This is a genomic window from Rhodococcus sp. IEGM 1241, assembly GCF_033142365.1.
GTDB classification, from domain to species: Bacteria; Actinomycetota; Actinomycetes; order Mycobacteriales; family Mycobacteriaceae; genus Rhodococcus_F; species Rhodococcus_F erythropolis.
Genome location: NZ_JAWLSE010000009.1, coordinates 75,143 through 98,530, shown reverse-complemented (window position 1 = coordinate 98,530; position 23,388 = coordinate 75,143). Strand labels below are relative to the sequence as shown.

28 protein-coding genes are annotated in these 23,388 nt (G+C 62.9%); 7 read left to right on the top strand and 21 right to left on the bottom strand.

The features are described 5' to 3' along the window. Positions 1-129 precede the first annotated feature (129 nt). Positions 130-1,155 (bottom strand): cation diffusion facilitator family transporter, encoded by a 1,026-nt coding sequence (locus R4P70_RS28500; protein WP_317832951.1) that lies wholly within the window; start codon positions 1,153-1,155, stop codon positions 130-132. Further along, positions 1,152-1,574 (bottom strand): ArsR/SmtB family transcription factor, encoded by a 423-nt coding sequence (locus tag R4P70_RS28495; protein ID WP_020907992.1) that lies wholly within the window; start codon positions 1,572-1,574, stop codon positions 1,152-1,154. Before R4P70_RS28495 ends, R4P70_RS28500 begins: the two co-directional genes overlap by 4 nt. 109 nt (positions 1,575-1,683) lie before the next feature. Between R4P70_RS28495 and R4P70_RS28490 the strand changes: the two genes are divergently transcribed. Beyond that, positions 1,684-2,109 carry a nitroreductase/quinone reductase family protein gene (locus tag R4P70_RS28490; protein WP_047889955.1) on the top strand — a complete coding sequence of 142 codons (426 nt, stop codon included), beginning with the start codon at positions 1,684-1,686 and terminating at the stop codon, positions 2,107-2,109. A 60-nt stretch (positions 2,110-2,169) separates the two neighbouring features. Here the strand turns inward: R4P70_RS28490 and R4P70_RS28485 are convergent, their stop codons facing one another. From R4P70_RS28485 to hisI, 4 genes are all read right to left on the bottom strand, one after another. Beyond that, positions 2,170-2,556, bottom strand: coding sequence for a DUF2784 domain-containing protein (locus R4P70_RS28485; RefSeq protein ID WP_020907994.1), 387 nt, complete (start codon positions 2,554-2,556; stop codon positions 2,170-2,172). Between the two features lie 73 nt (positions 2,557-2,629). Beyond that, entirely contained in the window at positions 2,630-3,256 is a 627-nt protein-coding gene (locus tag R4P70_RS28480; RefSeq protein WP_021333655.1) for an SRPBCC family protein, read from the bottom strand. 24 nt (positions 3,257-3,280) lie between these two features. After that, positions 3,281-3,574 (bottom strand): DUF1905 domain-containing protein, encoded by a 294-nt coding sequence (locus R4P70_RS28475; RefSeq protein WP_019748768.1) that lies wholly within the window; start codon positions 3,572-3,574, stop codon positions 3,281-3,283. A gap of 6 nt (positions 3,575-3,580) precedes the next feature. After that, positions 3,581-3,928: a phosphoribosyl-AMP cyclohydrolase gene (gene hisI / locus R4P70_RS28470; RefSeq protein ID WP_172932046.1), complete on the bottom strand. Its 348-nt coding sequence runs from the start codon at positions 3,926-3,928 to the stop codon at positions 3,581-3,583. 101 nt (positions 3,929-4,029) lie between these two features. Here hisI and R4P70_RS28465 point away from each other — a divergent pair, with 101 nt between their 5' ends. After that, positions 4,030-4,551 carry a universal stress protein gene (locus R4P70_RS28465; RefSeq protein WP_317832944.1) on the top strand — a complete coding sequence of 174 codons (522 nt, stop codon included), beginning with the start codon at positions 4,030-4,032 and terminating at the stop codon, positions 4,549-4,551. Positions 4,552-4,572: 21 nt separating this feature from the next. On the opposite strand, the gene R4P70_RS28460 is transcribed toward R4P70_RS28465, so the two are convergent. After that, positions 4,573-6,054, bottom strand: a complete 1,482-nt coding sequence (locus tag R4P70_RS28460; protein ID WP_113684120.1) for a flavin-containing monooxygenase — start codon at positions 6,052-6,054, stop codon at positions 4,573-4,575. Positions 6,055-6,172: 118 nt separating this feature from the next. Here R4P70_RS28460 and R4P70_RS28455 point away from each other — a divergent pair, with 118 nt between their 5' ends. Further along, entirely contained in the window at positions 6,173-6,790 is a 618-nt protein-coding gene (locus R4P70_RS28455) for a TetR/AcrR family transcriptional regulator (protein WP_029255504.1), read from the top strand. Here the strand turns inward: R4P70_RS28455 and hisF are convergent. The 11 genes from hisF to R4P70_RS28400 form a co-directional block, all read right to left on the bottom strand. Continuing rightward, the gene (hisF, locus tag R4P70_RS28450; protein WP_003942380.1) at positions 6,787-7,560 is read right to left on the bottom strand and encodes an imidazole glycerol phosphate synthase subunit HisF; all 774 of its coding nucleotides are present in this window, start codon (positions 7,558-7,560) and stop codon (positions 6,787-6,789) included. The genes R4P70_RS28455 and hisF overlap by 4 nt on opposite strands. After that, positions 7,557-8,390 carry an inositol monophosphatase family protein gene (locus tag R4P70_RS28445; protein ID WP_317832940.1) on the bottom strand — a complete coding sequence of 278 codons (834 nt, stop codon included), beginning with the start codon at positions 8,388-8,390 and terminating at the stop codon, positions 7,557-7,559. The genes hisF and R4P70_RS28445 overlap by 4 nt, the downstream gene beginning before the upstream one ends. 9 nt (positions 8,391-8,399) lie before the next feature. Continuing rightward, positions 8,400-9,134 carry a bifunctional 1-(5-phosphoribosyl)-5-((5-phosphoribosylamino)methylideneamino)imidazole-4-carboxamide isomerase/phosphoribosylanthranilate isomerase PriA gene (priA, locus tag R4P70_RS28440; protein WP_003942371.1) on the bottom strand — a complete coding sequence of 245 codons (735 nt, stop codon included), beginning with the start codon at positions 9,132-9,134 and terminating at the stop codon, positions 8,400-8,402. A 19-nt stretch (positions 9,135-9,153) separates the two neighbouring features. Next, positions 9,154-9,405 carry a hypothetical protein gene (locus R4P70_RS28435; RefSeq protein ID WP_046378664.1) on the bottom strand — a complete coding sequence of 84 codons (252 nt, stop codon included), beginning with the start codon at positions 9,403-9,405 and terminating at the stop codon, positions 9,154-9,156. After that, the gene (hisH, locus tag R4P70_RS28430) at positions 9,402-10,037 is read right to left on the bottom strand and encodes an imidazole glycerol phosphate synthase subunit HisH (protein ID WP_003942389.1); all 636 of its coding nucleotides are present in this window, start codon (positions 10,035-10,037) and stop codon (positions 9,402-9,404) included. The genes R4P70_RS28435 and hisH overlap by 4 nt, the downstream gene beginning before the upstream one ends. 9 nt (positions 10,038-10,046) lie before the next feature. Continuing rightward, positions 10,047-11,168: an MFS transporter gene (locus R4P70_RS28425; protein WP_024487482.1), complete on the bottom strand. Its 1,122-nt coding sequence runs from the start codon at positions 11,166-11,168 to the stop codon at positions 10,047-10,049. Positions 11,169-11,236: 68 nt separating this feature from the next. Next, positions 11,237-11,386, bottom strand: coding sequence for a hypothetical protein (locus R4P70_RS28420; RefSeq protein ID WP_007732248.1), 150 nt, complete (start codon positions 11,384-11,386; stop codon positions 11,237-11,239). Then, entirely contained in the window at positions 11,383-11,997 is a 615-nt protein-coding gene (hisB, locus tag R4P70_RS28415; RefSeq protein WP_003942383.1) for an imidazoleglycerol-phosphate dehydratase HisB, read from the bottom strand. Before hisB ends, R4P70_RS28420 begins: the two co-directional genes overlap by 4 nt. Beyond that, positions 11,994-13,136: a histidinol-phosphate transaminase gene (locus R4P70_RS28410; protein ID WP_317832937.1), complete on the bottom strand. Its 1,143-nt coding sequence runs from the start codon at positions 13,134-13,136 to the stop codon at positions 11,994-11,996. Before R4P70_RS28410 ends, hisB begins: the two co-directional genes overlap by 4 nt. An 11-nt stretch (positions 13,137-13,147) precedes the next feature. Then, positions 13,148-14,470 (bottom strand): histidinol dehydrogenase, encoded by a 1,323-nt coding sequence (hisD, locus tag R4P70_RS28405; RefSeq protein ID WP_095969958.1) that lies wholly within the window; start codon positions 14,468-14,470, stop codon positions 13,148-13,150. A 152-nt stretch (positions 14,471-14,622) separates the two neighbouring features. Further along, on the bottom strand, positions 14,623-15,168 hold the full coding sequence (locus R4P70_RS28400; RefSeq protein ID WP_200313440.1) for a hypothetical protein: 546 nt from the start codon (positions 15,166-15,168) through the stop codon (positions 14,623-14,625). 70 nt (positions 15,169-15,238) lie between these two features. Between R4P70_RS28400 and R4P70_RS28395 the strand changes: the two genes are divergently transcribed. The 3 genes from R4P70_RS28395 to R4P70_RS28385 all read left to right on the top strand — a co-directional run bounded on the left by R4P70_RS28395 (position 15,239) and on the right by R4P70_RS28385 (position 20,370). Further along, positions 15,239-18,493 carry an arabinosyltransferase domain-containing protein gene (locus tag R4P70_RS28395; protein ID WP_317832956.1) on the top strand — a complete coding sequence of 1,085 codons (3,255 nt, stop codon included), beginning with the start codon at positions 15,239-15,241 and terminating at the stop codon, positions 18,491-18,493. A gap of 127 nt (positions 18,494-18,620) precedes the next feature. Further along, entirely contained in the window at positions 18,621-19,874 is a 1,254-nt protein-coding gene (locus R4P70_RS28390; protein ID WP_317832954.1) for a glycoside hydrolase family 1 protein, read from the top strand. A gap of 46 nt (positions 19,875-19,920) precedes the next feature. Continuing rightward, positions 19,921-20,370 (top strand): hypothetical protein, encoded by a 450-nt coding sequence (locus R4P70_RS28385; protein ID WP_200313438.1) that lies wholly within the window; start codon positions 19,921-19,923, stop codon positions 20,368-20,370. On the opposite strand, the gene R4P70_RS28380 is transcribed toward R4P70_RS28385, so the two are convergent. Then, positions 20,348-21,151 carry a helix-turn-helix transcriptional regulator gene (locus R4P70_RS28380; RefSeq protein ID WP_317832932.1) on the bottom strand — a complete coding sequence of 268 codons (804 nt, stop codon included), beginning with the start codon at positions 21,149-21,151 and terminating at the stop codon, positions 20,348-20,350. The two genes, R4P70_RS28385 and R4P70_RS28380, sit on opposite strands and share 23 nt — an antisense overlap. Positions 21,152-21,243: 92 nt before the next feature. Here R4P70_RS28380 and R4P70_RS28375 point away from each other — a divergent pair, with 92 nt between their 5' ends. Then, on the top strand, positions 21,244-22,047 hold the full coding sequence (locus R4P70_RS28375) for a sulfite exporter TauE/SafE family protein (protein WP_223258000.1): 804 nt from the start codon (positions 21,244-21,246) through the stop codon (positions 22,045-22,047). Here the strand turns inward: R4P70_RS28375 and R4P70_RS28370 are convergent. After that, positions 22,044-22,667, bottom strand: coding sequence for a dihydrofolate reductase family protein (locus R4P70_RS28370; RefSeq protein ID WP_317832929.1), 624 nt, complete (start codon positions 22,665-22,667; stop codon positions 22,044-22,046). The two genes, R4P70_RS28375 and R4P70_RS28370, sit on opposite strands and share 4 nt — an antisense overlap. Next, positions 22,661-23,317, bottom strand: coding sequence for a nitroreductase family protein (locus R4P70_RS28365; protein WP_317832927.1), 657 nt, complete (start codon positions 23,315-23,317; stop codon positions 22,661-22,663). Before R4P70_RS28365 ends, R4P70_RS28370 begins: the two co-directional genes overlap by 7 nt. Positions 23,318-23,388 lie beyond the last annotated feature (71 nt).

The window sequence follows — 23,388 nt, the reverse complement described above, 5'->3', positions numbered from 1 at the left end:
CCGACTACCACTCGACACAGTCCGCCGATTGATCAAAGATAGGGTTGCATAACCTTTCCATCTCGTCAAATGGCAAAACAAGTTCCCATGCGATCACATAAAGGATTCCGCCAGGTCTGTTTCTGCAGATCAGACCTGGGATTCGAGTGCGGTCTCAATATTCGGTGCGTCATGCGCCGGGTACGCATGCACCAAGGCGGTAGCGAGTTTGGGTACCGCGTGAGTGAGCGAATGCTCGGCGCTGTGTGCAATCGCGTGAGCTTCGGCAAGCGTTGCCCGGGGATCGATGTCGAGTTCTGCATCGGCATGCAGTCGGTGTCCGATCCACCGCATCTTCAGATCACGAACACCGAGGACTCCGGGTTCGTGCATCAATGCATGCTCGGCGCCGTCCACCAACTCCGGTTCGACGCCGTCCATCAACCGCCGGAAGACGTCTCGCGCTGCAGTCCTCAGCACCGCCACGATGGCCACGGTGATGACAAGGCCGATGATCGGATCTGCCAACGGGAAACCCAGCGCAACTCCCCCGGCCCCCAGAAGGACTGCGAGCGAGGTGAATCCGTCTGTCCGAGCATGCAATCCATCGGCCACCAGGGCCGCTGAACCGATTTGCCTGCCGACCCTGATCCGATACAACGCCACCAATTCGTTTCCGATGAAACCGATCAAACCTGCCGCCGCTACCCAACCGAGGTGCTCGATCTCGACCGGGTTGATCAATCGCCTCACCGCCTCGACACCGGCGATCACTGCCGACAGTGCGATCATGGCGAGCACGAACAGTCCGGCCAAATCCTCCGCACGCCCGAAACCATAGGTATAGCGCCTGGTTGCAGCGCGCCGACCGAGCGCAAAGGCAATCCAGAGTGGGACTGCCGTGAGCGCGTCGGAGAAGTTGTGAATGGTGTCCGCCAGCAGCGCCACCGAACCCGAGATCGCCACGATCGCAACCTGAGCAACTGCGGTGACTCCGAGCGCGACAAGACTGATCTTGACCGCCCGGATGCCGATTGCGCTCGATTCCAACGCGTCGTCGACACTGTCGGCAGCGTCGTGAGTGTGCGGGGAGAACACTTCGCGAACTGCCGATCGAAACCCCTTCGGGCCGTGGACATGGCCGTGGCCGTGGGACGTCTTTGGTTCGTGCGTCATGACGCACCTTCTTCTTGATCGCTACGATCGACCTTCGCCGAGCGCTCCGGGTGTATCTCCCGAAGCTCACCTTCACTACGGTGATGCCCCGGCAATCCTGGTCCTGCATGCTCCGCATTGAAGACCGCATCCGTAACCAGTTGGCGCACATGGTCGTTCTCCAGACGATAGAACACCGTCGTACCATCGCGGCGCGTTCGTACCAACCTTGCCATGCGCAATTTCGCCAGGTGCTGCGACACCGACGGCGCCGGCTTGCCGACGCGTTCCGCCAGTTCGTTCACCGAGCACTCGCGATCTACCAATGCCCACAAAACCTGCACACGGGTTGCGTCGGCCAGCATGCGGAACACCTCGACGACGAGGTCGACTTGATCATCGGGAAGCTTACGGCGACAAACACCACTATCTGCGTTCATACGTAGATAGTAGATCATGCTGGACGCCGAAGATGACCTCTCGTCGATTCACCAGTTGTGCAAAGCTTGGCGGCAGAGCCCTTCGCCACTCGCAGACCGGGAGACAACGATGAGTACCGACGATTGGAACGCAGGAATCATTGCGGAATTTCGGGAGAACGAGGGCAAGGTAGGTGGCCCCTTCGAAGGTGCGCCCATGGTGTTGGTCCACCACACAGGACGCAAATCCGGACGCGATTCCGTGAGTCCCATGATGTATCTGGCAGACGAGCAGGATCCGAAGACCATCTACGTTTTTGCATCCAAGGCCGGTGCCCCGACCAACCCCGACTGGTACTACAACCTCGTTGCCACCGACCAGGCAGAGGTCGAGATCGGCACCGAAACATACCCGGTCTCCGTCAGCGAAGTAACCGGCGAGAAGCGTGACCGCATCTACGACGAGCAGGCCAGTCGATACCCGGGATTTGCCGAATATGCGGAGAAGACAGCTGGGATCCGCACAATCCCGGTGGTGGCACTGACTCGCGCGTAAATCCAGGTAGCGCTTCCCTGTCGTTTCCATTCGGAAACGGCAGGGATCGTTTGTACGGAATCACGACACTGAAGACGCTTTGACCTCAGCCTTCGAATGCCGTCCGAGCAGCACGTATCCGACCCAGGATCCGACAACCACTGTCGCCGCGAGCGCCTGTACCAGGCCTTCGATACTCGCCGGATAGAACACGCCGGTGATGTAGTGCGAGATGAATCCGGTGGACGGCAACTCCGCGATACCGGCCATTCGGCGGGCCCAGTTCTCGAGATTGGTCAGCGGGCAGTCATATCCGACCGCTATCGAACCGGCTCCCCAGACGACTGCAAGAAGGTGAAAACCGATGGTACGACGCCACTTCCACGCCACGAACCCACCCAGCACCACATAGAGGACAAACGCGAAGTGGACGAACACCGTCACTACTTCGATGAGCCGATACACCATCGTCGTCTCCGCTCGTGGCGCGGAAGTCCCGCAACAACCAGACTAATCCGATGTTAGTCCTCGTAGAGGTGATCTACCCGGCGTATGCAGCGGTCGTGCGAGCAGCGGCGGCTGCAGCCGCATCCGGGTCGTCGCCCGATGCGATCGCAGCTTCGGCCCACAGTTCACTGCTTCCCGCGATGAATGCCTTGGCCTCGTCGCTCGCCGACCACTCGGGTGTCTCGAGTGGCGTCGCGATCCCCAGTTCCACGTGTCGAGCCAGCCCGAGCAGTCCCATGTCCCACCCGACACCGACGGCACCTGGACCGTACTCGGCCCACCGATCCGGCGCCACGTCCGCGGCGTGTTCGAAGTCGAACAGCGTTGCACCACTGCCTTTTTCGGCGAGATTCACAGTCACATAGCTCACATCGCCGCCGTATTCCCAGGTGATGCGAAGTGTTCGAGGAGCATCGCACGCCAAAATTTCGCCGCCGGCGTTGCCCTCGAGCTGATAGTGGCCGCCGATCCTGGCTTCTCCCCCGACCGGCATGAACCATTGGGGAATGCGGTCGAACTCGGTGATCGCTGCCCAGACCGTGCCGATGGGCGCCGCGAGGGTCCGCGACATGCGCAACGTGCGTGTTTTCGACTCGTCACCGCCGAACGGGCTCAGCTCTCGCGCTACCACCTGCAACGAATCAACCGCTCTGTCGACCACGACGCTCCTTGGTTCGGGAAAACTTCAGCTCAGTCGCTGCTGTAGATGTACCGATACTTCTTCTCCAGCGGCACTCTTGCCGATCGCCTTGCAGAGCGCCACGCGCAGCGGAAGCCAGTGTGGACCGTCACCGGACGGCATCAGCGTCGCCTCGAAGGGATGTTCACCATCGAGAGTCCCGACCACCTTCACAGCGCGCCTGGTTCCCAGAAGTTCCGCCGAACCAGGCACCGTCAGAAATGTCGCGAACGCCCCGTCTTTCTCGATGGGAGCGGTGAAGGCGTAATCGAGCGGTTGTGGAGTCTTGTCAGCGGCCATCTCGTGTCACTGTTCCGAAGCGAGCAGGACGTCGGTGTCGAAACAGGTGTGAGTGCCGGTGTGGCACGCGGCGCCCTCCTGATCGACGATCAGCAAGACCGAATCGCCGTCACAGTCGAGTCGCACTTCGTGGACGTACTGGGTGTGCCCCGACGTCTCACCCTTGACCCAGTACTGCTGGCGCGAGCGCGAATAGTACGTCCCCTTACGGGTTTCCAGTGTTCGCGCGAGCGCTTCGTCGTCCATCCACGCGACCATCAGCACATCACCGGTCGACTTCTCCTGCGCAACCGCGCTGAACAGTCCGGCGTCATTTCGCTTCAGCTTCGCCGCGATTGCGGGATCAAGACTCATATGACGTTTATACCTTCCACCTGTGACTTCCGTGGAATTCCCCTGCTTGGTCGCCGTAGAATGGAAGTTTCTTCGCTTCTCGCTCTGGAAGAGGATCCGACATGAACCATCAACGTCATGACGGCCCACACCCGGAGTACACCTGCCACCTCGTGAACGCGAGCACCGATCGCGTCCCGACCCGCCACATCGTTGTCGGGATCGGCACAGGCCTGAGCAGCAAGAATGTCGTCAGCTACGGATTGACGCTTGCCGCCAAGGAGGATTCAGCACTCCACGTCGTTCACTGCATCACGTCCGAGGACTTGCCTGTCGAAACCGACTCACCACAGTTCGAAACGCGTCTGCACTACGAGATGGTGTCGCAACGCGAACAGACAACCTCGACACTTGCCTCGCACACGGACACCTGGACATACGACTGCACCTACGGCGACCCGGCCGGTGTCATCCTCGCGACCGCGGACAAGTACGACGCCTTCACCATCGTGATCGGCTCACCGCGAAAAGGCGCTGCCTCCGCGGTGAGCCAACTGATACACAGCTCGGTCTCTTCCCGACTGAACCGGCAGAACCGCTATCCCGTGATATCGGTTCCGAGCGGAGTCAGATCGGCGAGATAGCCGAACACGGGGCATGCCCGCCTAGCTGATCGAATAATCCTCGAGCGGAAAGCGTTTCGCTTCGACAAACGCATTGCGTGTAGACGTGGGCCGCAGGATCGCCGCCTCCCCGTGCTGATTGAAGTAGTAGCTCCGCGAAGTCTGGCAACTGCCGCCGTAAAAGACGGAGTCCGCGAGGTTCTCCGTCATCCGGTCCAGGAACTCGGCGTTGGCGGTTTCGGTGACCTCGAACGTCTCCGCGCCACGCCGCTTCACCTCGCCGAACAGTCGATCCATGTGCTGCATCTGGGATTCGATAGTCGTGAAGTAGGACAACCCGCTGTACGAGTACGGACTGGCGAGCGTGAGGAAATTGGGGAAGTAGGGAACCGCGACCCCCTCATAGGCCTGGAAACGGTTGTCGCGCCACCACTTACCGAGGTTTCGGCCCTCACGGCCGATAACCTCGATGGCCGGAAAGTTCACATCCCAGAGGTTGAATCCCGTTGCCAGCACCAGCGTGTCGATCTCGGTCTTGCGGCCGTCGGCCGTGACGATTCCGTCGGCAGCAATGTGGTCGATCGACGTGGTTTCGAGGTGCACGTTGTCTTTGGTGAAGGTACGGAAATAGCTGTTCGAGAACGTGGGTCGCTTGCACCCGAAGTCGTAGTCCGGTGTGAGTTGCTTGCGGAGATGCGCGTCACGGACCTGCGACCGCAGAAACGCTCGCGATGCGGCTGCAGCGCCCTTGTTCAACAGTTTGACCTGCTTGTAATGCAGGACCGCGCTGACCATGATCATTTCGAGTATCGACGAACTGACAGCGCGGGCGATTCGCTGGGTGAGCGGAATGCGCGAGAACAGCTTCTGCACTGCGCTCGGAATGGGGACGTCGATCTTGGGAACGACCCAGATCGGGGTGCGTTGGTAGACGGTCAACTCTGCGGCCTGCCGCGCCACCTCGGGGATCAACTGCACGGCGGTGGCGCCGGTTCCGATGATTGCAGTCTTGGTGCCCGACAAGTCGTAGGAATCGTCCCAGGCGGTGGTGTGGATGATCTTGCCCGCAAATTCATCGATACCGGAGATGTCCGGTCGATGGGGCTGCGAGAGGAAACCCGTCGCAGTCAGGAGGTACTTGGCAGTGATGTCCGGTGCCCCCTCCACGGATACGACCCAGTGCGAGGAATCTTCGTCCCAGCGGGCTCCGTTGACCACGGCACCGAACGTCATGTGCTTGCGCAGGTCGTACTTGTCCGCGACATGATCGGCGTACTTCTTGAGTTCGGCACCCGGTGCGAAGAGCCTGGACCAGTTCGGATTGGGCTCGAACGAATACGAGTAGGTGACCGACGCGATGTCGACAGCCAAACCGGGATAGCGGTTGACGTGCCAGGTTCCACCCAGATCGTCCTCGCGCTCGAGGATCGCCAGGTTGTCCAGGCCCATCCGCTTGAGTTGAATGGCCGCACCCATTCCGCCGAAGCCCGCCCCCACAACTACTGCGTCGTACTGCACTGCCATCGGAGAATCCCTCTCATGAACTGCACACCCATGAACCACGCACCCGTGAACTGCACATCAGAAACTGACACGTCATTCCGTTATTGAGAACGGTATCATTCCAGACGTGACGAAGGCCATGACCCGAGCGGAACGAAAAAAAGCGGAATTGCGCCGCGAGATCATCGACGCATCATTCGAGTGCTTCGCGGAACGCGGCTACCACGCGACCGGAATTGCCGATATCGCAACAACTCTCGGAATCGGTCACGGCACGTTCTACCGATACTTCGAGAACAAGCGCGACATCATCGACCACGTCATCGACGATCTGATCGCAAAGATCATCAGCGCACTCGCCGTCGAAAATGCCCCTGACGCAGCAAATACGTTGGACGAGTACCGCGCCCAGGTCGGTCGCATCGCCGAAGCGCTCCCCCGCATCTTCTTCGACGACCCGCGCATTCCGCGGGTTCTGCTCTTCGAGACGACAGGCGTCGACGCCGATCTCACTGGCCGGATGCTCGATCTACTCGACCAGTCGGCATCGTTGACCGCGGCGTACCTGCATCACGGAGTCGAATGCGGCTATCTACGCGCCGACCTCGACGTCGACAACACTGCGCAGGCTGTCAACGGCATGATGCTGGCAAGTGCGATTCAAGGATTGCGAGCCGATTCGTCCGTCGACTGCACCACGCTGAACCAAGCCATCAGCCGCCTCATGTTCGACGGAATCCGCGCCGAGAACGCCTAGCGAACGACGATTCCCTCGGCACGCATCGCATCCTTGACCTCCGGGATGCTCAGATCGCCGAAGTGGAAGACACTCGCTGCGAGAACTGCGTCTGCGCCCGCTTCGACTGCCGGGGCAAAGTGCTCGACCAGGCCGGCACCGCCACTGGCGATCACCGGTACGTGGACTGCTGCCCGGACAGCGCGGATCATCAGAAGGTCGAAGCCCGCTTTGGTGCCGTCGGCGTCCATGGAGTTGAGCAGGATCTCCCCCACTCCCAACTCGGCACCACGCTCGGCCCACTCGACAGCGTCGATGCCCGTGCCGCGCTTGCCCCCGTGCGTGGTGACCTCCCACCCCGACGGTGTGTCCGGCTGCCCCTGGGGAACGGTGCGGGCGTCGACCGAGAGGACGATGCACTGCGAGCCGAAACGCTCACTCAGTTCCTTGAGCAGTTCCGGGCGCGCAATCGCCGCGGTGTTGACGCTGACCTTGTCTGCACCGGCACGCAGCAGACGATCGACGTCCGCGACCGTGCGCACTCCACCGCCGACGGTCAGAGGAATGAAAACCTGCTCGGCAGTACGACTTACGACGTCGAGCATCGTGCCACGATCCGACGTCGAGGCGGTGACGTCCAGGAAGGTCAGTTCGTCGGCGCCCTGAGCGTCGTACGCTGCCGCGAGTTCCACGGGATCTCCGGCGTCGCGAAGATTCTCGAAGTTGACACCCTTGACCACTCGTCCGGCGTCGACGTCGAGGCACGGAATCACACGAACTGCGAGGGTCATGACTGTGGTCCTCCTGAGGACGAAGCGCGCGGATCACCGAGCGCGTTGAGGATATCGAGAATCTCACCGTGGATGCCCGGGGCGGCAGCGAGCACCGACTCCGATTCTACGGTCCACGGGTTGCCGGCCAGATCGGTGACCACCCCGCCCGCACCGCGAACGAGAGCGACCCCGGCCGCGTTGTCCCACGCGTTGCGGCCGTAGACGATCGCTCCGCCCAGGATGCCGGCCGCCGTGAAAGCGAGATCGACTCCGGTGGAGCCGTGTATCCGGATCCGCGAGGACACCTTGCTGATCTCGGCGAGGAGGTCGAGACGGAAACTGCCGGGGATCCGGCCGCGACTGTTGACGTTGAGGGCACCCAATCCGACGATCGACGACGCCAGATCGGTTGGCTCCAGCGGCGGTACGGCGATTCCGTTGACCAACAACGGACCGCCGGCACGAGTGGCGTACGTGTGACCGATCAACGGAAGCCAGGTCAATCCGAGTACCGGGACACCATCGTCGAGAAGCGCCAACAGTGTTCCGGCAGTGGGCAATCCGGCCGAGTAGTTGAAAGTACCGTCGACGGGGTCGAGAACCCAGACGAGCCCCGAACCGACGTCTGGGCCGCCGAATTCCTCGCCGTGCACCTCGATGCCGGTCTGCTCGAACAACTCCGCGGTCAACCGCTTCTCGAGCGCGAGATCGACCTCGGTGGCAAAATCACCCCAGCCCTTGCGGACCGCGCTGGGTGCACCGACGCCGGAGACGAACTGATCGTGGACGCCGTCGAGAAGCCGACCCGCAATCGCGAGAAGTTCGTCGAGGTCACGCGTCGGTGTCATCTGGAAAATCTATCCGGAAACTGCTGCCAGTGCTTCGGGGAGCGTGAAGCGACCGGCATACAGCGCCTTGCCGACAATCGCGCCCTCGACACCCTGATCAACCAGGCTGGAAATGGCGAGCAGATCCTCGATGGTCGACACACCACCGGAGGCGACGACGTGAGCGTCGGTGACAGCGCAGACCTGACTGAGAAGTTCGAGGTTGGGACCGGTGAGTGTGCCGTCTTTGGAGACGTCGGTGACGACGTAACGGGTGCAGCCGTCGCGATCGAGACGGGCCAGGGTCTCCCACAGATCGCCGCCGTCGGTGACCCAGCCGCGCCCACGGGTGCGGTACTGGCCGTCGACCAGACGAACGTCGAGTCCGACGGCGATCTTGTCGCCGTACTTGGCCAATGCACGGGCACACCACTCGGGATCTTCGATAGCGGCGGTTCCGAGATTGACGCGGGCACAGCCTGTGGCCAGTGCAGCTTCCAGGGAAGCGTCGTCGCGGATTCCTCCGGAGAGTTCCACCTTGACCGTCAGGTCGCCGATGACGCCTGCCAGCAGTTCGCTGTTGGACCCACGCCCGAAAGCGGCGTCGAGGTCGACAAGATGCACCCATTCGGCACCGTCGTTCTGCCACGCAAGAGCAGCGTCGCGGGGCGACCCGTAACCGGTCTCACTTCCCGCCTCTCCTTGCACGAGGCGAACAGCTTCACCGTTGACAACATCTACAGCAGGCAAAAGGACCAGGCTCACGTGCGGTAACCCTAGTAGGTCAGGACCTCGAACCGTCTTCCGGGTCACCGAACGCTTTTCGGGTCATCCGCTTGGATACGACGCCCATTGCCGCGATCGCAGCAACGACCCCCACGAGACCGATCGCGAGACCGACACCCGGCGAGGGTTTGAGCACGACGATGACGACGGTGGCGACCGCCAACGCAGCCACAGCGGCGCCGAGCGAGAACAACGCCAGACGAGCGAGGGAAAAGTCGTCGCCGCGGTTCGGGCCGGAAGTCCCGGTCACAAACTCTGCACCCAGTTGCTCAGCAACTCGGCGCCTGCGTCGCCGGATTTCTCGGGGTGGAACTGCGTTGCCGACAACGCACCGTTCTCGACGGCAGCGAGGAACTTTCCGCCGTGATCTGCCCACGTCAGCTTCGGAGGTGCGATGTGCTCGGACGGCGCGAGTTCCCAACTCTGCACACCGTACGAGTGAACGAAGTAGAAGCGGGTGTCGGCGTCGATACCCTTGAACAGCGTGCTCGACTCCGGAGCCTCCACGGTGTTCCAGCCCATGTGCGGCAAAACCTCTGCTTGCAGCCTCTCGACGGTGCCAGGCCATTCGCCGCAGCCCTCCGCCTCGACACCGAATTCGACTCCGCGGTCGAACAGAATCTGCATGCCGACGCAGATACCCAGCACCGGTCGGCCACCGGCTAAGCGTCTACCGATGATTCGGTCACCCTGGACTGCGCGCAGACCTTCCATGCAGGCCGCGAACGCACCGACGCCGGGCACCACCAGACCGTCGGCCGCCAATGCAACCTTCATATCGTTGGTCACCTCCACCTGCGCCCCGGTGCGCGCCAGTGCGCGAGTAGCCGAATGCAGGTTGCCGGAGCCGTAATCGAGTACAGCAATCGTGGAAGCGCTCATGCCCCAACTCTATCGGGCAACCCTGCTGCCGATCACTTTGCCGCCCGCGGCCAGTGCCGGGAGCAGAGCGACAACGACCGCGGAGACCGCGAAGACCCACGCATAGCCGGCAGTCGTGGCCACGAATCCCAACGCCAGTGCACCGATTCCGGTGCCGGCGTCGTAGCCGATGTTCCAGATCGCGCTGGCGGATCCGAGTTGCCTCGGGCCGGCAGCCTGAAACGCCATGACCAAGGATTCGTTCTGCACCGCCCCGAACCCGAGCCCGAAAAGGACCGCCGCGCAGAACAAGACCGGCGTCGACCCGCCGTCGACGTTGATCGCGAACAGCACCAATCCGATGGTCGACGACGCCAATGCCGGCGCGAGTGTCCGACCACTGCCGAGACGATCGGCGATCAGGCCCGCCGAGTACCGGCCGATCAACATCGATCCACTGGCGGTCGCCAACACCACACCTGCAACGGCCGCGCGCTCCGAGATTGCGATCGGCAGTAGAGACGACAGCCCGCCGAACGACGCGGATACACACGCCAGAGCGAGCACCGGGACCAAGACGACGAACACACTCAACCGGGCGGATTCGCCGGTGGGCTGGGCGAAGATCTTCGGCAACCCGGCAATGGCCACCAGCGCGAGTGCCGGGATCAGCGCACCGAGAACGAACACCGGTGTTGCCGACCACCGTTCCATGATCGCAAGCCCCAGCGGAAGCCCCGCCATTTGTGACGCTGCGATCGCGATTCCCTGAGCGCCGGTGGCACGGCCCAGAATTCGTTTGGGCGCCAACTCCGCCACGAGCGCACTGCCGGCAACAGTCAGCATGCCGAAACCGATTCCTCGCACCGCGGAAACCGCCAGGACGGGGCCGGCGTCGGCCGAGATCAACAGCACCAACGACGGTGGACCGAGGAGCAGACATCCGACCGCCAGCACGCGCCGGTAGCCCTGCGTCCGCAACAACCGAGGCACGAGCAGTTGCGTCACGACCGTGGCCGCCATGAAGACACCGGTCACCGATCCGGCGAGCGCATCCGATCCGCCGGAATGCGCAACCAGCAACGGCACCACCGGCAACAGCAACGACCAGCCACCGAAAGCTGCCGCCGCCATGATCAGGACACCGATCATGCCCGGAGTGCGAAGCAACCCCGGCGATGGAGCAGGATCTCGCGACTCAGACACAGTCACTTTTCGCGTCACAGACGCAGTGCGCCCGCTACCGCCGCCAGAACCGCCAACGCCAGAAGGATTCCCGACGCAAGCTTGTTGACCTTGAACATCGAGTAGGCGCCGCCCACGGCAATACCCGCGCCGATGAACAGCAAGTAGGTGAAGAGGACGCTCACAGTGTGCCCTTCGTCGACGGCACGCCACTCACGCGCGGATCCGGCTCGACCGCCTCACGCAGAGCGCGCGCAACGGCCTTGTACTCGGCTTCGGTGATGTGATGCTGATCGCGGCCGTACAGAACTCGAACGTGCAGTGCGATACGTGCATTCAATGCGATCGACTCGAACACGTGGCGGTTGATCACCGCGTGATACGGAACGCCCGGGTACCCGCCGATGACGGAATGCACCATGTAGTCGGGCTCACCGGTGTGCACGCAGTAAGGGCGACCGGAGACGTCGACCGACGCGTGCGCCAACGTTTCGTCCATCGGGATGAAAGCGTCGCCGAAACGACGGATGCCCTTCTTGTCGCCGAGTGCCTGGCCGAGCGCTTGGCCGAAAACGATCGCGGTGTCCTCGACGGTGTGGTGGGCGTCGATCTCGACGTCACCCTTCGCCTTGACGTCCAGATCGAAGCTGGCGTGCGTACCCAAGGCATTTAGCATGTGGTCGAAGAACGGAACGCCGGTGGAGACGTCGACGATGCCGGTCCCGTCCAGATTCAGTTCGACGACGATGCTTGATTCCCGAGTTGTTCGTTCGATCCGCGCGATGCGATCGCTCATGCCGTCTCTCCTGAATTCGTGTCGACCAGCTGGGTGCCTGCGATTTCGTCACTGACCTTGATGAACGCGTCGTTCTCGGCTTCGAGTCCCACGGTGGCCCGCAAATATCCGGGGATGCCGATGTCGCGGATGAGAACCCCGCGGTCGAGGTATTCCTTCCACGCCTGTGCGCTGTCGGTGAACTGACCGAACAAGATGAAGTTCGCGTCACTGGGAATCACTCGGAAACCGGTGTCCGCCAGTGCCTTCGACACCCGATCACGCTCGGCGGACAAGGCGTGGACACTGCCGAGGGTCTCGTCGGCGTGACGCAGGGCGGCACGTGCCGCCGCTTGCGTGACCACCGAGAGGTGATAGGGCAAGCGCACCAACAACAGTGCGTCGATGAACGCGGGAGCGGCGGCGAGGTAGCCGAGTCGGCCACCGGCAAACGCGAACGCCTTGCTCATGGTGCGGGTGACAACCAGCTTGGCCGGGAACTCGTCGATCAGCGTCATCGCGCTGGGGGCAGCGGAGAACTCCGCGTACGCCTCGTCGACGATCACGATGCCCGGCGCCGCGTCGAGAATGCGTCGCAGTTCCGCAATACCGACGCTGTGTCCGGTCGGGTTGTTGGGGCTGGTCACGAACACGACGTCCGGTCGACGCTCCTCGATCACTGTGACGGCAGCATCCACGTCGAGTGCGAAATCGTCCCGACGGAAGACCTCGACCCACTCGGTATCGGTACCGTCGGCGATGATCGGGTGCATCGAGTACGAGGGCACAAAACCCATCGCGCTGCGCCCCGGACCTGCGAACGCCTGCAACAACTGCTGCAGAATTTCGTTCGATCCGTTTGCCGCCCAGAGATTGTCGACGGTGACCGGCACCCCGGTCTGCTTCGACAGGTACGCAGCCAGATCCGTCCGCAACGCCACAGCGTCACGGTCGGGATAGCGGTGCAGTTCCTTCGCGGCTTCGCGCACGGATTCGGCGACATCGTCGATGAGCGCCTGCGTCGGCGGATGCGGGTTCTCGTTCGTGTTGAGCTGAACCGGAACCGTCAACTGCGGTGCGCCGTACGCCGACTTTCCACGCAGGTTCTCGCGAATCGGAAGGGCGTCGACCGAAATCGATCCTCCGGGAACACTACTCATCGCAGCGCTACTCATCGCAAAGCCTCGAATCGCAGACGCACAGCCTCGCCGTGAGCCGGCAGGTCCTCCGCGTTGGCGAGCGTGATGACGTGTCCGGCAACGTCTTTCAGAGCCGACTCGGAGTAGTCGATCACGTGGATCCCACGCAGGAAGGTCTGCACGCTCAGACCGGAGGAGTGACGTGCACACCCGGCCGTCGGCAGAACGTGGTTGGAGCCGGCGCAGTAGTCGCCGAGGCTGACCGGCGCCCATGGGCCGACGAACACGGCACCAGCGCTCGTGACCTGAGCTGCGACACCGGTTGCGTCCTCGGTCTGAATCTCGAGGTGCTCGGCCGCATAAGCGTTGACGACGCGCAGACCAGCGGAAACATCGGAGACCAGCACGGTGCCCGACTGGCTGCCGGTCAGCGCCGTGGTGACGCGCTCGCGGTGCTTGGTGATCTCGAGCTGCGCGGCCAGAGCCGCATCGACGGCGTCGGCCAATTCGACGCTGGTCGTGACGAGGACGCTGGCGGCCATCACGTCGTGCTCGGCCTGGCTGATGAGGTCGGCAGCAACGTGGACCGGGTCAGCGGTGTGGTCGGCGAGGATCGCGATCTCGGTGGGACCGGCCTCCGCATCGATGCCGACCAGTCCGCGGCACAGACGCTTGGCGGCAGTGACGTAGATGTTACCGGGGCCGGTGATGAGGTCGACCGGTACAAGTTCGGTTCCGTCGGTGTCGGTTCCGCCGTACGTCAGCAAGGCAACGCCCTGTCCGCCGCCGACGGCCCACACCTCGTCGACACCGAGCATGGCTGCGGCGGCAAGGATCGTGGGGTGCGGCAATCCGCCGAACTCGGCTTGCGGAGGCGAGGCGACTACGAGCGATCCGACGCCGGCCGTCTGAGCCGGCACGACGTTCATGACAACACTCGACGGGTACACAGCGTTGCCACCGGGGACGTACAGTCCGACGCGCTCGACGGGAACCCAACGCTCGGTGACCGTGCCACCCGGGACCACCTCGGTGACGGTGTCCTTGCGACGCTGATCTGCGTGCACCTTGCGGGTGCGCTCGATCGCGACCTCGAGCGCTTCCTTGACGGCCGGGTCGAGTTCACGAAGTGCGCGCTCGAGCTCCGCCGCTGGAACCCGGACCGAGGACGGACGAACGCCGTCGAACTTCTCGCCGAACTCGAGCGCGGCTTCGGCCCCACGATCACGAACGGCTTCGACCATCGGGCGAACCTGATGCAGCACCGCGTCCACATCCACTCCACCTCGGGGAAGCGCGGCGCGAAGTTCGGCCGTGGATGGGGTACGACCACGCAGGTCGGTGCGGGCAAGCATGAGAGTTCCTCTCGTACGCAAACGGGGTGCCTGTGCAAGCGGCTGCAAACCGGTCCGGCATTTCGGGCCCGATCAATGGGTCCGAAACACAGAACTGACGTCAATTATCCAGGATAGGCGCACCCCATTTTTCACCGGTCCACCTGCGACGCTCACTGCAGGTCCGGCGCTCGCCGCCGGGCAAGTTCGATCAGCTCGTCCCTTCGGTCGGTCGCCACCGAGATTTCGCGGCCGTCGTGGAGACGAAAGCGGACCCCGTCGCCGGGTGAGGCGAGAATTACCCGCATACCTGGGCCGGTCATCCGATAGCCGATTCCGGAGCCCATCCCGATATGGACCGCAGTTGCCGACACAACTTCGTCCCACCGAAAAACCTGACGCAACCCCGGAGACAGTGCGATTGTCACTCGTTCGGCGTCTGTGGTGATGATCACGCACACCTTCCACATGTACGCGGCCAACCCGAAGGACAGGATCGCGGACAACACGGCGCCGACGTAGCCCGCCGGGTCGCGTTCCACGATCGCCGCGAACCCACAGACAATCACCATGACAATTCCGAGGACGACGCACAATGCAGCCGTCGATCGCCGCAGTAGTGGGCTCAGCGGAATGGACTCGTGAACTTCGTGCACCGCACCCCCGCCTCGATCGCCGACAACCCCCGCGCAGTGGAACGGCACCGGGAACACGACCATCCCATTACTCGCGCTTTTATAACAAACACGTCACGCACAGCTAGGGTCCAAAGTCGTGACAGACAGTGACGTGGCCACGACCGCACCTCCGGCATTGCCGACCCCTCAGCGATCCAGCGGACCGAACCGAGCACGGATCGTTGCGATTGTCGCATCGATCCTCGGCATCATTTTGTGCGGATCAGTGCCGTTCCTGCCGATCGAGCAGGACACCGCCACCGTCAACTGGCCGCAGGCCGGATCGACGACAAGCGTCGAAGCACCATTGGTCTCGTACACGCCGCTTCGTATGGAGGCATCCATTCCGTGCGCGTCGATCAACGAGTTGACCGCCGACGGCGGAACACTCGTCTCGACTGCTCCCCCCGGTGCCGCAGACGCCCGGCGATACGGATTCGTCGCGACGGTCTCCCCCGAGTCCGCCGACGCCCCCGCTCGGGTCGAGGCGGTCCTGCGCGATCAAGTGTTGCTCTCGGCGCCCGTCGCTGATCTGCAGACTGGCTGCGCGCTCACACTCGTCGCCGAGCCGACTCGAACCACCTTCAGCGCCACCGGTTCCGAACCGCGCGTCATCGAGGGCGACAGCCGGCCACAGGTGGTCGGTGTCTTCAGCGACCTCGATTCGGCGGCAGCCGGTTTGAACGTCTCGATCGAGGCGGACTCTCGCTTCACGTCGAGCCCGTCGGTGATCAAGACTCTCGCCATGATTCTCGGGGCACTCACGGCGGTCGTGTCCCTCTTCGCGCTGCACCGCCTCGACAACCGCGACGGCCGGGGAACACGCAAATTTCTGCCCGCTCGATGGTGGAAGTTCACCGTCCTCGACGGTGTCGTCGTCGGAACTCTGGTGCTGTGGCACTTCATCGGCGCTACCACCACCGATGACGGCTACCAGTTCACGATGGCCAGGGCCTCGGAGCAATCGGGCTATATGTCCAACTACTTCCGGTGGTTCGCGGTTCCCGAAACCCCGTTCGGAACGCCGTACTACAACATTCTCGGACTCCTGGCACACGTCAGCACCGCAAGCCCGTGGGTCCGCCTGCCTGCTCTGTTGGCGGGCATCATCACCTGGCTCGTCATCAGCCGAGAGGTTGCGCCTCGGCTGGGCGCCGCCATTCGCGGAAATCGACTCGCCCTGTGGACCGGCGCGCTCGTCTTCCTCGCATTCTGGCTTCCGTTCAACAACGGACTGCGCCCCGAACCGATCGTTGCTCTCGGTGTCCTGCTGACGTGGTGCTCGATCGAACGCGCGGTCGCGACGAGACGACTTCTACCGGTCGCAATCGCGATATTGATCGCCGGATTCACCTTGACTGCCGGCCCTTCCGGACTTATCTGCTTCGCCGCTCTCATCGCCGGAATACGCCCGATCATGCGCATCATCATCGAACGTGCCCGCACCACCGGTTACGTCGCGGCTGTCGGGCCACTGCTGGCTGCCGGACTGTCGATCCTCATCCCCGCGTTCGGTGATCAGAGTCTGGCCGCCGTCATCGAGATGCAGCGTGTCCACTCGATCTCACCGAATCAACCCTGGTTCGACGAGTATCTCCGCTATCAGTACCTCTTCAACATCTCCGTCGACGGTTCCCTGACCCGCAGGTTCGGTGTGTTCGTCATGGTTCTGTGCCTTGGCGTCTGCACCGCGATGATGCTGCGCAAGGGGGGCCGGATCCCCGGTTTGGCCGCCGGTCCGTCACGCCGCGTCGTGGGGCTGACGATCGGCGCGCTGCCACTGCTGATGTTCTCGCCGACCAAGTGGACGCACCACTTCGGGATCTTTGCCGGGCTCACTGCAGTTCTGGCGATGATGACGGCCGTCGCCGTGGGAACGAAACTCCTGCGCTCGCCGCGCAATCGGGCCCTCTTCGCGGCAGCCGTCCTGTTCCTCCTGGCGGTCGCATTCACCGGCAGCAACAGCTATTACTACGTGTCCAGCTACAGCGTTCCGTGGTGGGACAAGCCGGTGTCGATCAGCGGACTCGGCGCGAGCACCGTCCTCCTCGGGCTGACCGTGCTGATGCTCGGCGTCGCTGCGTGGTACTTCTTCCGTGAGCCGTACACCGCCGGAAAGGAACTGTCCGCGAGGCACGCTCGACTGCTTGCCATCTCGCCGCTGACCATCGCCGCGGGCGCGATGGTCCTCTTCGAGGTGCTGTCCATGGCCAAGGGCGCGATCACCCAGTACCCGGCATATTCGGTGGGCCGCGCGAACGTCGACGCCGTTCTCGGCCAACACTGCGGACTCGCCAACGACGTCCTGATCGAGACCGATCCGAACGCGTCGATGCTGACCCCTCTCTCCGGCAACGTGGCCACAGCTCTCTCCGCCGGTGGGGCGACGGGATTCGATCCCAATGGCGTGGCCTCCGACCTTCGAGCCGACAAGGAGGCCACCGCTACCGGTGGCGCGAACACCGTCGACACCGCGGAGGACACCGCCGGCAACTCGGCCGGAACCGGCGGTGGCGCCGGACAGACCGGCGTCAACGGCAGTTCGGTCGCGTTGCCGTTCGGCCTCGACCCGGCGACGACACCCGTTATGGGTAGCTACGGTCAGCCCTCCCCGGGCACTCTGACCAGTGACTGGTACCAACTCCCCGACGTGGGTGAGAACGCCACACGCGGAGACATCATCTCGATTGCCACGGCGGGTCGTGTTCGATCCGTCGACAAGGACGGGATCGTCACCTACGGCCAGAACGTCGAGGTCGAGTACGGCACAGCGCGCGGGGTCGACGATGCCGAAACAGACGCTGTGGAAACACTCGGAAAGATCGCACCCCTCGACATCGGGCCGGCACCGTCATGGCGGAACCTGAGAGTGCCGCTGGACCAGATTCCCGTCGAAGCCAACAGCATTCGACTTGTGGTCAGCGACTACGACAGCAAGGCCGACCAATGGGTGGCCGTTACGCCGCCACGGGTTCCGAAGACCCAGAAGCTCAACGACGTCGTCGGTTCGCAGGCGCCCGTCATGCTGGATTGGGCTGTCGGACTGGCATTCCCGTGCCAACGCCCCTTCGACCATCGGGTCGGAATTGCCGAGGTCCCCGAGTACCGGATCCTTCCCGACCATTCCGGCGCACTCGTGACCAGCGCATGGCAGGACCACTACGGCGGCGGACCGTTGGGGTGGATCGACCTGCTTCTGAGCGCTCAGACCATTCCGTCGTATCTCGACAACGACTGGGCTCGCGACTGGGGGTCGATCGAGAAGTACACACCGATCGATCCGAGTGCCGTGCCTGCCCAGGTCGACGAAGCGACCGTTCAGCGCTCCGGGACGTGGAACCCCGGATCGATGACCATGGTTTTCTGAGCGGCAGGGTGACTGAGTGACGCGGTCCAGTGGCAGGCGGATCGGACGAAACGCCTGCGACTGGACACTTGTATGACTTAGTCTCCCTGGCATGGGAGCCCTGTCACGGTCTATTGCGCCTGCGCTGATGGCACTGACGTGTCTGTTCGGGGCGCTGACCCTTCCCGCTCGCGCCTCGGCGGAGGCACCGGATGACTTCCTCTGGGGTGTTGCCACCTCCGGATTCCAATCGGAAGGTTCGTCACCGGACAGCAACTGGTCTCGATACTCCGATTCCGGACGAACCCACGACAAGATCGGTGACTCGGTCGACTTTCGCCATCGCTACGCCGAGGACATCGACCGGGCGGCCGATCTGGGATCGAAGGTTTTCCGATTCGGCGTCGAGTGGGCGCGAGTTCAGCCCGCCGCCGGGAGCTGGAACGAGACCGAATTCGCGTACTACGACGACGTGGTGGCTCACATCCGCGCGCGGGGCATGACTCCGATGATCACGCTCGACCACTGGGTGTATCCGGGATGGGTTGTCGATCAAGGCGGCTGGACAAATCCGAAGACGGAAGCCGATTGGCTGGTCAACGCAGAGAAGGTAGTCGAGCGGTACTCGGGAATCGGGGCGCTGTGGATCACGATCAACGAGCCGACTGTGTACGTTCAGCGTGAATTGACCTACGGCGGAATCGCACTCACCCAGGCGCCGTCGATGTTCGACTCATTGGTCCGAGTCCACCGGGCGATCTACGACCGCATCCATGTTCTCGATCCCGGTGCTCGCGTGAGCAGTAATTTCTCCTTCATTCCCGGCGTGTCCGAGGCGATCGATTCGGTATTCACGGATCGGGTGCGCGACAAGCTCGACTTTCTCGGGATCGACTACTACTACGGTGTGGCCCTGAACAATCCGACTGCCGCGTACGCCGCACTCGACGAGTTCTACAACGTCACGCCACAACCCGAAGGCCTGTACGACGCATTGATGCGGTACTCCGGCAAGTATCCAGAACTCCCCCTCTACATCGTCGAGAACGGCATGCCCACTGACAACGGAGCGCCGCGCGCCGACGGATACACACGCTCGAATCACCTACGCGATCACATCTATTGGATGGAACGCGCCCGAGAAGACGGCGCCGACGTGATCGGCTACAACTACTGGTCGATTACCGACAACTACGAATGGGGTTCTTACCGACCTCGATTCGGGCTCTACACGGTCGATGTTCTCGGCGATCCCACTGCGGTTCGAATCCCGACCGACGGCGTCGACACCTACCGCCGAATCATTCACGACAACGGCGTCGGCGCCGACTACGTGCCCGTCATGGCTCCGGCTTTCTGCTCGCTCGTCGATCCTCCCCGCAGCTGTACGGCTACTCGATGAAGGCCGTTTTCCGAATTTCCTGCCCTCTCCGTCGTTAGGATGCCTCATGCGAACACTGCGAAATATCGCCGGAACTGCCGCTGCCACCGCTGCCCTGATCCTGGTCGCCGGAGGCGCTGCGACCGCAGCCCCCAACCCGGCTGATTCACCCCGCGAGGCGCAGGCACGTGCCTACATCGACGCCCTGGTCTCCCATGACGTCTCCGATGTCCACTTCGCCCCGGATGCGACGCGCGTCGAAGCCGGAATCAAGACCGGCTTCTCGGGACCACAGATGTCCGCAGACCTCGAAAACGGCATCCAATACCGCGTCATCCAGGGTGTTCGCGACCTCGAGATGTCGGAAGCCGGGGACATCGTCTCGACCACCTACCTGCTGGACGCGGGAATCGGTGGCACGCGCCTGATGACCGTGGAGATTCGTGAAACCTTCGAAGTCCGTGACGGTCTCATCCACGACGTCGTCGCCGACATCATTCCGGTGTCTGTGTCGTGACGCGCGCCCGATAGCTACTGGGCGGTGCACCCGAGACTCGGGTGCACATCGCTGCGAAGGCAGCCGGCGTCGAGTATCCGAGTTCAGACGCAACGGCTGTCACACTGGCACCGGCAGAGAGTTTCGGCAGCGCGTGAAGAATGCAGGCACGCTGCATCCACGACGACGCGCTCATCCCCGTTTCCGAGATCAGCAAGCGGTGCAGTGTTCGTTCACTGATGTGGAGTTGCTCGGCCCACCGCGTGGGCGAGTCGTGGATCGACGGGCCGGCGAGATACCGCGTGCACAACGCCCGCAATCGCGGGTGCCGAGGCAGCGGGAGTTCCACAGGTAGGGGCGCAAGATCGCGAAGTTCGTGCAGGATCAGCTGAAATACCGCGGCGCCGCGTCCGTGTGCGGGGAAGTCGTCCTCCACGTTCAGCTCGACATCCATGTCGACTGCAGCGACGAGCAGCTCACGCAGGAGCGACGACACCGCGACGACTCGGCACCTGACCGGGAACCACGGCGCTGCGGACGGTTCGATGTAGAGGCTTCGCGTGCTGACACCGTCCATCGTCACTGCATGAGCGACACCGGCGGGAATCATGACCGCATTGGACGGCAGAACCGTCCACTCACCGTCATCGGTTTCGACGTTCATCGCACCGTTCACAGCGAAGAGAAACTGGGCTCGTCGATGTTCGTGGGCGGCCAGCACGTGACCTGGTGGGTAGTCGGTTCCGATTGCGAGAACACCGCGAGGTGAGTGATCGACGTCGTTGATCGAGATGTTGCGCACCGGAGGAACCTACCGAGTCCGTGTCTGATTGACAATGGAACGTGGCGAACCTTCGAATGTGCGCCAGCGGAGAAATCGCTACCGTTCATCAAGTGCTTCACTACGCCCTCATCCTTCTCGCTTTCGGCGCCTTGACCGGAGTCACTACCGTTCTGTTCGGATTCGGTGGCGGGTTTGTCACCGTCCCAGTCGTTTACGCTGCATCCACACTTCGGGCGGACGTCATCGATCCGATGCATGTCGCCGTCGCATCCTCGGCGGCAGTGATGGTGGTCAATTCACTCAGTGCCACAATCGCATTCAGGAAGTCAGGACGGCTTCGGGCGGAGTACATCAGACCACTGATCGGCCCCGTCGCAGCCGGAGCAGGCCTCGGAGCGGTTGCGGCAGGTCACGTCGACGACGGCGCCGTTCGGATTCTGTTCGTCCTCTACCTCGTGGTCACAATCCTCGACAGCCTTCTGCGACAAGGGTTTCTGACACCACCTGAACCTCGAGAACATCTTGACCGTCACGGCGTCCGCGCTGTCGGGATAGGCATCGGCGCCGTCGCAAGTTTCCTCGGAGTCGGCGGGAGCGTCATGACGGTTCCGATGATGCGTCGCGGCGGAGTTCCGATGGCCGACGCCGCCGCGAGCGCCAACCCGTTGAGCTTGCCTGTCGCCGTCGTCGCGACTGCGGTGTACGCGGCCTCATCAGGGCACAGCACCGCCTCGGATCTGTCAGCGGGCAGAGTCGGCGCAATCGACCTTCTCGCCGTTTGCGCGTTACTGGCCGGCTCTCTACCTGCGATTGCACTGAGCCGGCGAATTGTCGGCGCCATCCCGGACCGGATCCACGCCGCCGCCTACATCGCTTTACTCGGCGTAGTCACGGCGGTGATGATCGCGGCTTAGCGGACGGCGTACCGCAGATAGATGACGCCACTGTCGAAGGTTTTCTGTTCCAGCAGCCGCAGGTCCAGTCGCCCGCGCGGGAGAGCAGGCAATCCGCCTCCCACGCTGACCGGGCAGACGAACAGTCGGCATTCGTCGACCAACCCCGCCGCGAATGCACTTGCAGCGATCGTCGGCCCGCCGATCGAGATATCTTGTACCGCTTCGCTCTCGAGCGCACGAACGGCGTCGGCGTCGAAGTCCCGGGCAATCGTTGTGCGCGCCGTCGACACCTCGTTCAGCGTCGTGGAGTACACGATTTTATCGATGCCACCCCAGATCTGAGCGAACTCGACTGTCGCCGCCTCGATTCCGGCAAACTCGTCCGGCACCGAAGAACCTACCGATGCGGAAGTACCTTGAAGGTCCTCGTGTGCCGTTGTCTCCCAGGGAATCATCGTCTCCCAGGGAATCATCGTCTCGTACATCCGGCGCCCGAGCAGGTACGTGCCGACTCCCCTCTCGAGCTCGTTGACGAACGAATGGACCTGCGCGTCGGGAACCGCCCAGTCGAAGTTCCCCTGCTCATCAGCCACATACCCGTCGATCGAGCAGATCGCCGAGTAGATCAGGCTCACCATCGGTCCACGTGCAGCACGTTGTCGACCGGTTCACGGGCGGCGGGTTTGAACGTCTCGCCGGTGAAGTACGCCGTCGGGATAAGCGCCGCCTGATGGAATCCGGCCGGAATACCCAGCAGCTCGGCAACTTCCGCTTCACGCTGCAGGTGCAATGTCGTCCACGCCGTACCGAGTCCACGTGCCCGTGCGGCCAGAGCGTAACTCCACGCGGCCGGGAGTAGAGAACCCCACAGAGCGGCCTGGTTCCCCTCCGGCAACGTCTTACCCGCCTTGATGCACGGAATGAGAAGAACCGGCACCTCGCCCATGTGCTCACCGAGCCACGCGACGCTGGTGCCTACTCGCTGTTGGATCGGCGCGCGATCGGGATCATCGGCGAAGAGTTTTGCCGCCGAACCGTGAGAAGCAAGGTACTCGTCGGTGACTTCCTTGTAGATCTGCCCGACTGCTGCACGCAGTGCCGGATCGGTCACCACCATCCACTGCCACCCCTGGCGATTCGAACCGGAGGGCGCCTGCAGGGCGATCTGGAGGCATTCCTTCACCAGGTCCAACGGCACGGGACGGGTCAGATCCAGACGCTTTCGAACCGTCCGCGTTGTGGTCAGTAATTCGTCGGGTGTCAGGTCGAGTACGGGATACGACGTCATCTCCCGATCATTGCACTGTCGCGAGCAGTGAGCAGGACAGTCCGTCTACACTTTTCTGATCCCGTGCGTGC

Excerpts from the sequence above, each read along its gene's own strand:
- R4P70_RS28445 (WP_317832940.1), bottom strand. The coding sequence starts at position 8,390 with ATGACACCGACGCGTGACCTCGACGAACTTCTCGCGATTGCGGGTCGG.
- hisB (WP_003942383.1), bottom strand. The coding sequence starts at position 11,997 with ATGAGCGATCGCATCGCGCGGATCGAACGAACAACTCGGGAATCAAGC.
- R4P70_RS28495 (WP_020907992.1), bottom strand. The coding sequence starts at position 1,574 with ATGAACGCAGATAGTGGTGTTTGTCGCCGTAAGCTTCCCGATGATCAA.
- R4P70_RS28465 (WP_317832944.1), top strand. The coding sequence starts at position 4,030 with ATGAACCATCAACGTCATGACGGCCCACACCCGGAGTACACCTGCCAC.
- R4P70_RS28370 (WP_317832929.1), bottom strand. The coding sequence starts at position 22,667 with ATGGTGAGCCTGATCTACTCGGCGATCTGCTCGATCGACGGGTATGTG.
- R4P70_RS28410 (WP_317832937.1), bottom strand. The coding sequence starts at position 13,136 with ATGAGTAGTGTTCCCGGAGGATCGATTTCGGTCGACGCCCTTCCGATT.
- hisD (WP_095969958.1), bottom strand. The coding sequence starts at position 14,470 with ATGCTTGCCCGCACCGACCTGCGTGGTCGTACCCCATCCACGGCCGAA.
- R4P70_RS28475 (WP_019748768.1), bottom strand. The coding sequence starts at position 3,574 with ATGGCCGCTGACAAGACTCCACAACCGCTCGATTACGCCTTCACCGCT.
- R4P70_RS28455 (WP_029255504.1), top strand. The coding sequence starts at position 6,173 with ATGACCCGAGCGGAACGAAAAAAAGCGGAATTGCGCCGCGAGATCATC.
- R4P70_RS28400 (WP_200313440.1), bottom strand. The coding sequence starts at position 15,168 with ATGGTCGTGTTCCCGGTGCCGTTCCACTGCGCGGGGGTTGTCGGCGAT.
- R4P70_RS28490 (WP_047889955.1), top strand. The coding sequence starts at position 1,684 with ATGAGTACCGACGATTGGAACGCAGGAATCATTGCGGAATTTCGGGAG.
- hisF (WP_003942380.1), bottom strand. The coding sequence starts at position 7,560 with ATGACCCTCGCAGTTCGTGTGATTCCGTGCCTCGACGTCGACGCCGGA.
- R4P70_RS28385 (WP_200313438.1), top strand. The coding sequence starts at position 19,921 with ATGCGAACACTGCGAAATATCGCCGGAACTGCCGCTGCCACCGCTGCC.
- R4P70_RS28500 (WP_317832951.1), bottom strand. The coding sequence starts at position 1,155 with ATGACGCACGAACCAAAGACGTCCCACGGCCACGGCCATGTCCACGGC.
- R4P70_RS28390 (WP_317832954.1), top strand. The coding sequence starts at position 18,621 with ATGGCACTGACGTGTCTGTTCGGGGCGCTGACCCTTCCCGCTCGCGCC.
- hisH (WP_003942389.1), bottom strand. The coding sequence starts at position 10,037 with ATGAGCGCTTCCACGATTGCTGTACTCGATTACGGCTCCGGCAACCTG.
- R4P70_RS28425 (WP_024487482.1), bottom strand. The coding sequence starts at position 11,168 with ATGATCGGTGTCCTGATCATGGCGGCGGCAGCTTTCGGTGGCTGGTCG.
- R4P70_RS28460 (WP_113684120.1), bottom strand. The coding sequence starts at position 6,054 with ATGGCAGTGCAGTACGACGCAGTAGTTGTGGGGGCGGGCTTCGGCGGA.
- R4P70_RS28485 (WP_020907994.1), bottom strand. The coding sequence starts at position 2,556 with ATGGTGTATCGGCTCATCGAAGTAGTGACGGTGTTCGTCCACTTCGCG.
- hisI (WP_172932046.1), bottom strand. The coding sequence starts at position 3,928 with ATGAGTCTTGATCCCGCAATCGCGGCGAAGCTGAAGCGAAATGACGCC.
- R4P70_RS28365 (WP_317832927.1), bottom strand. The coding sequence starts at position 23,317 with ATGACGTCGTATCCCGTACTCGACCTGACACCCGACGAATTACTGACC.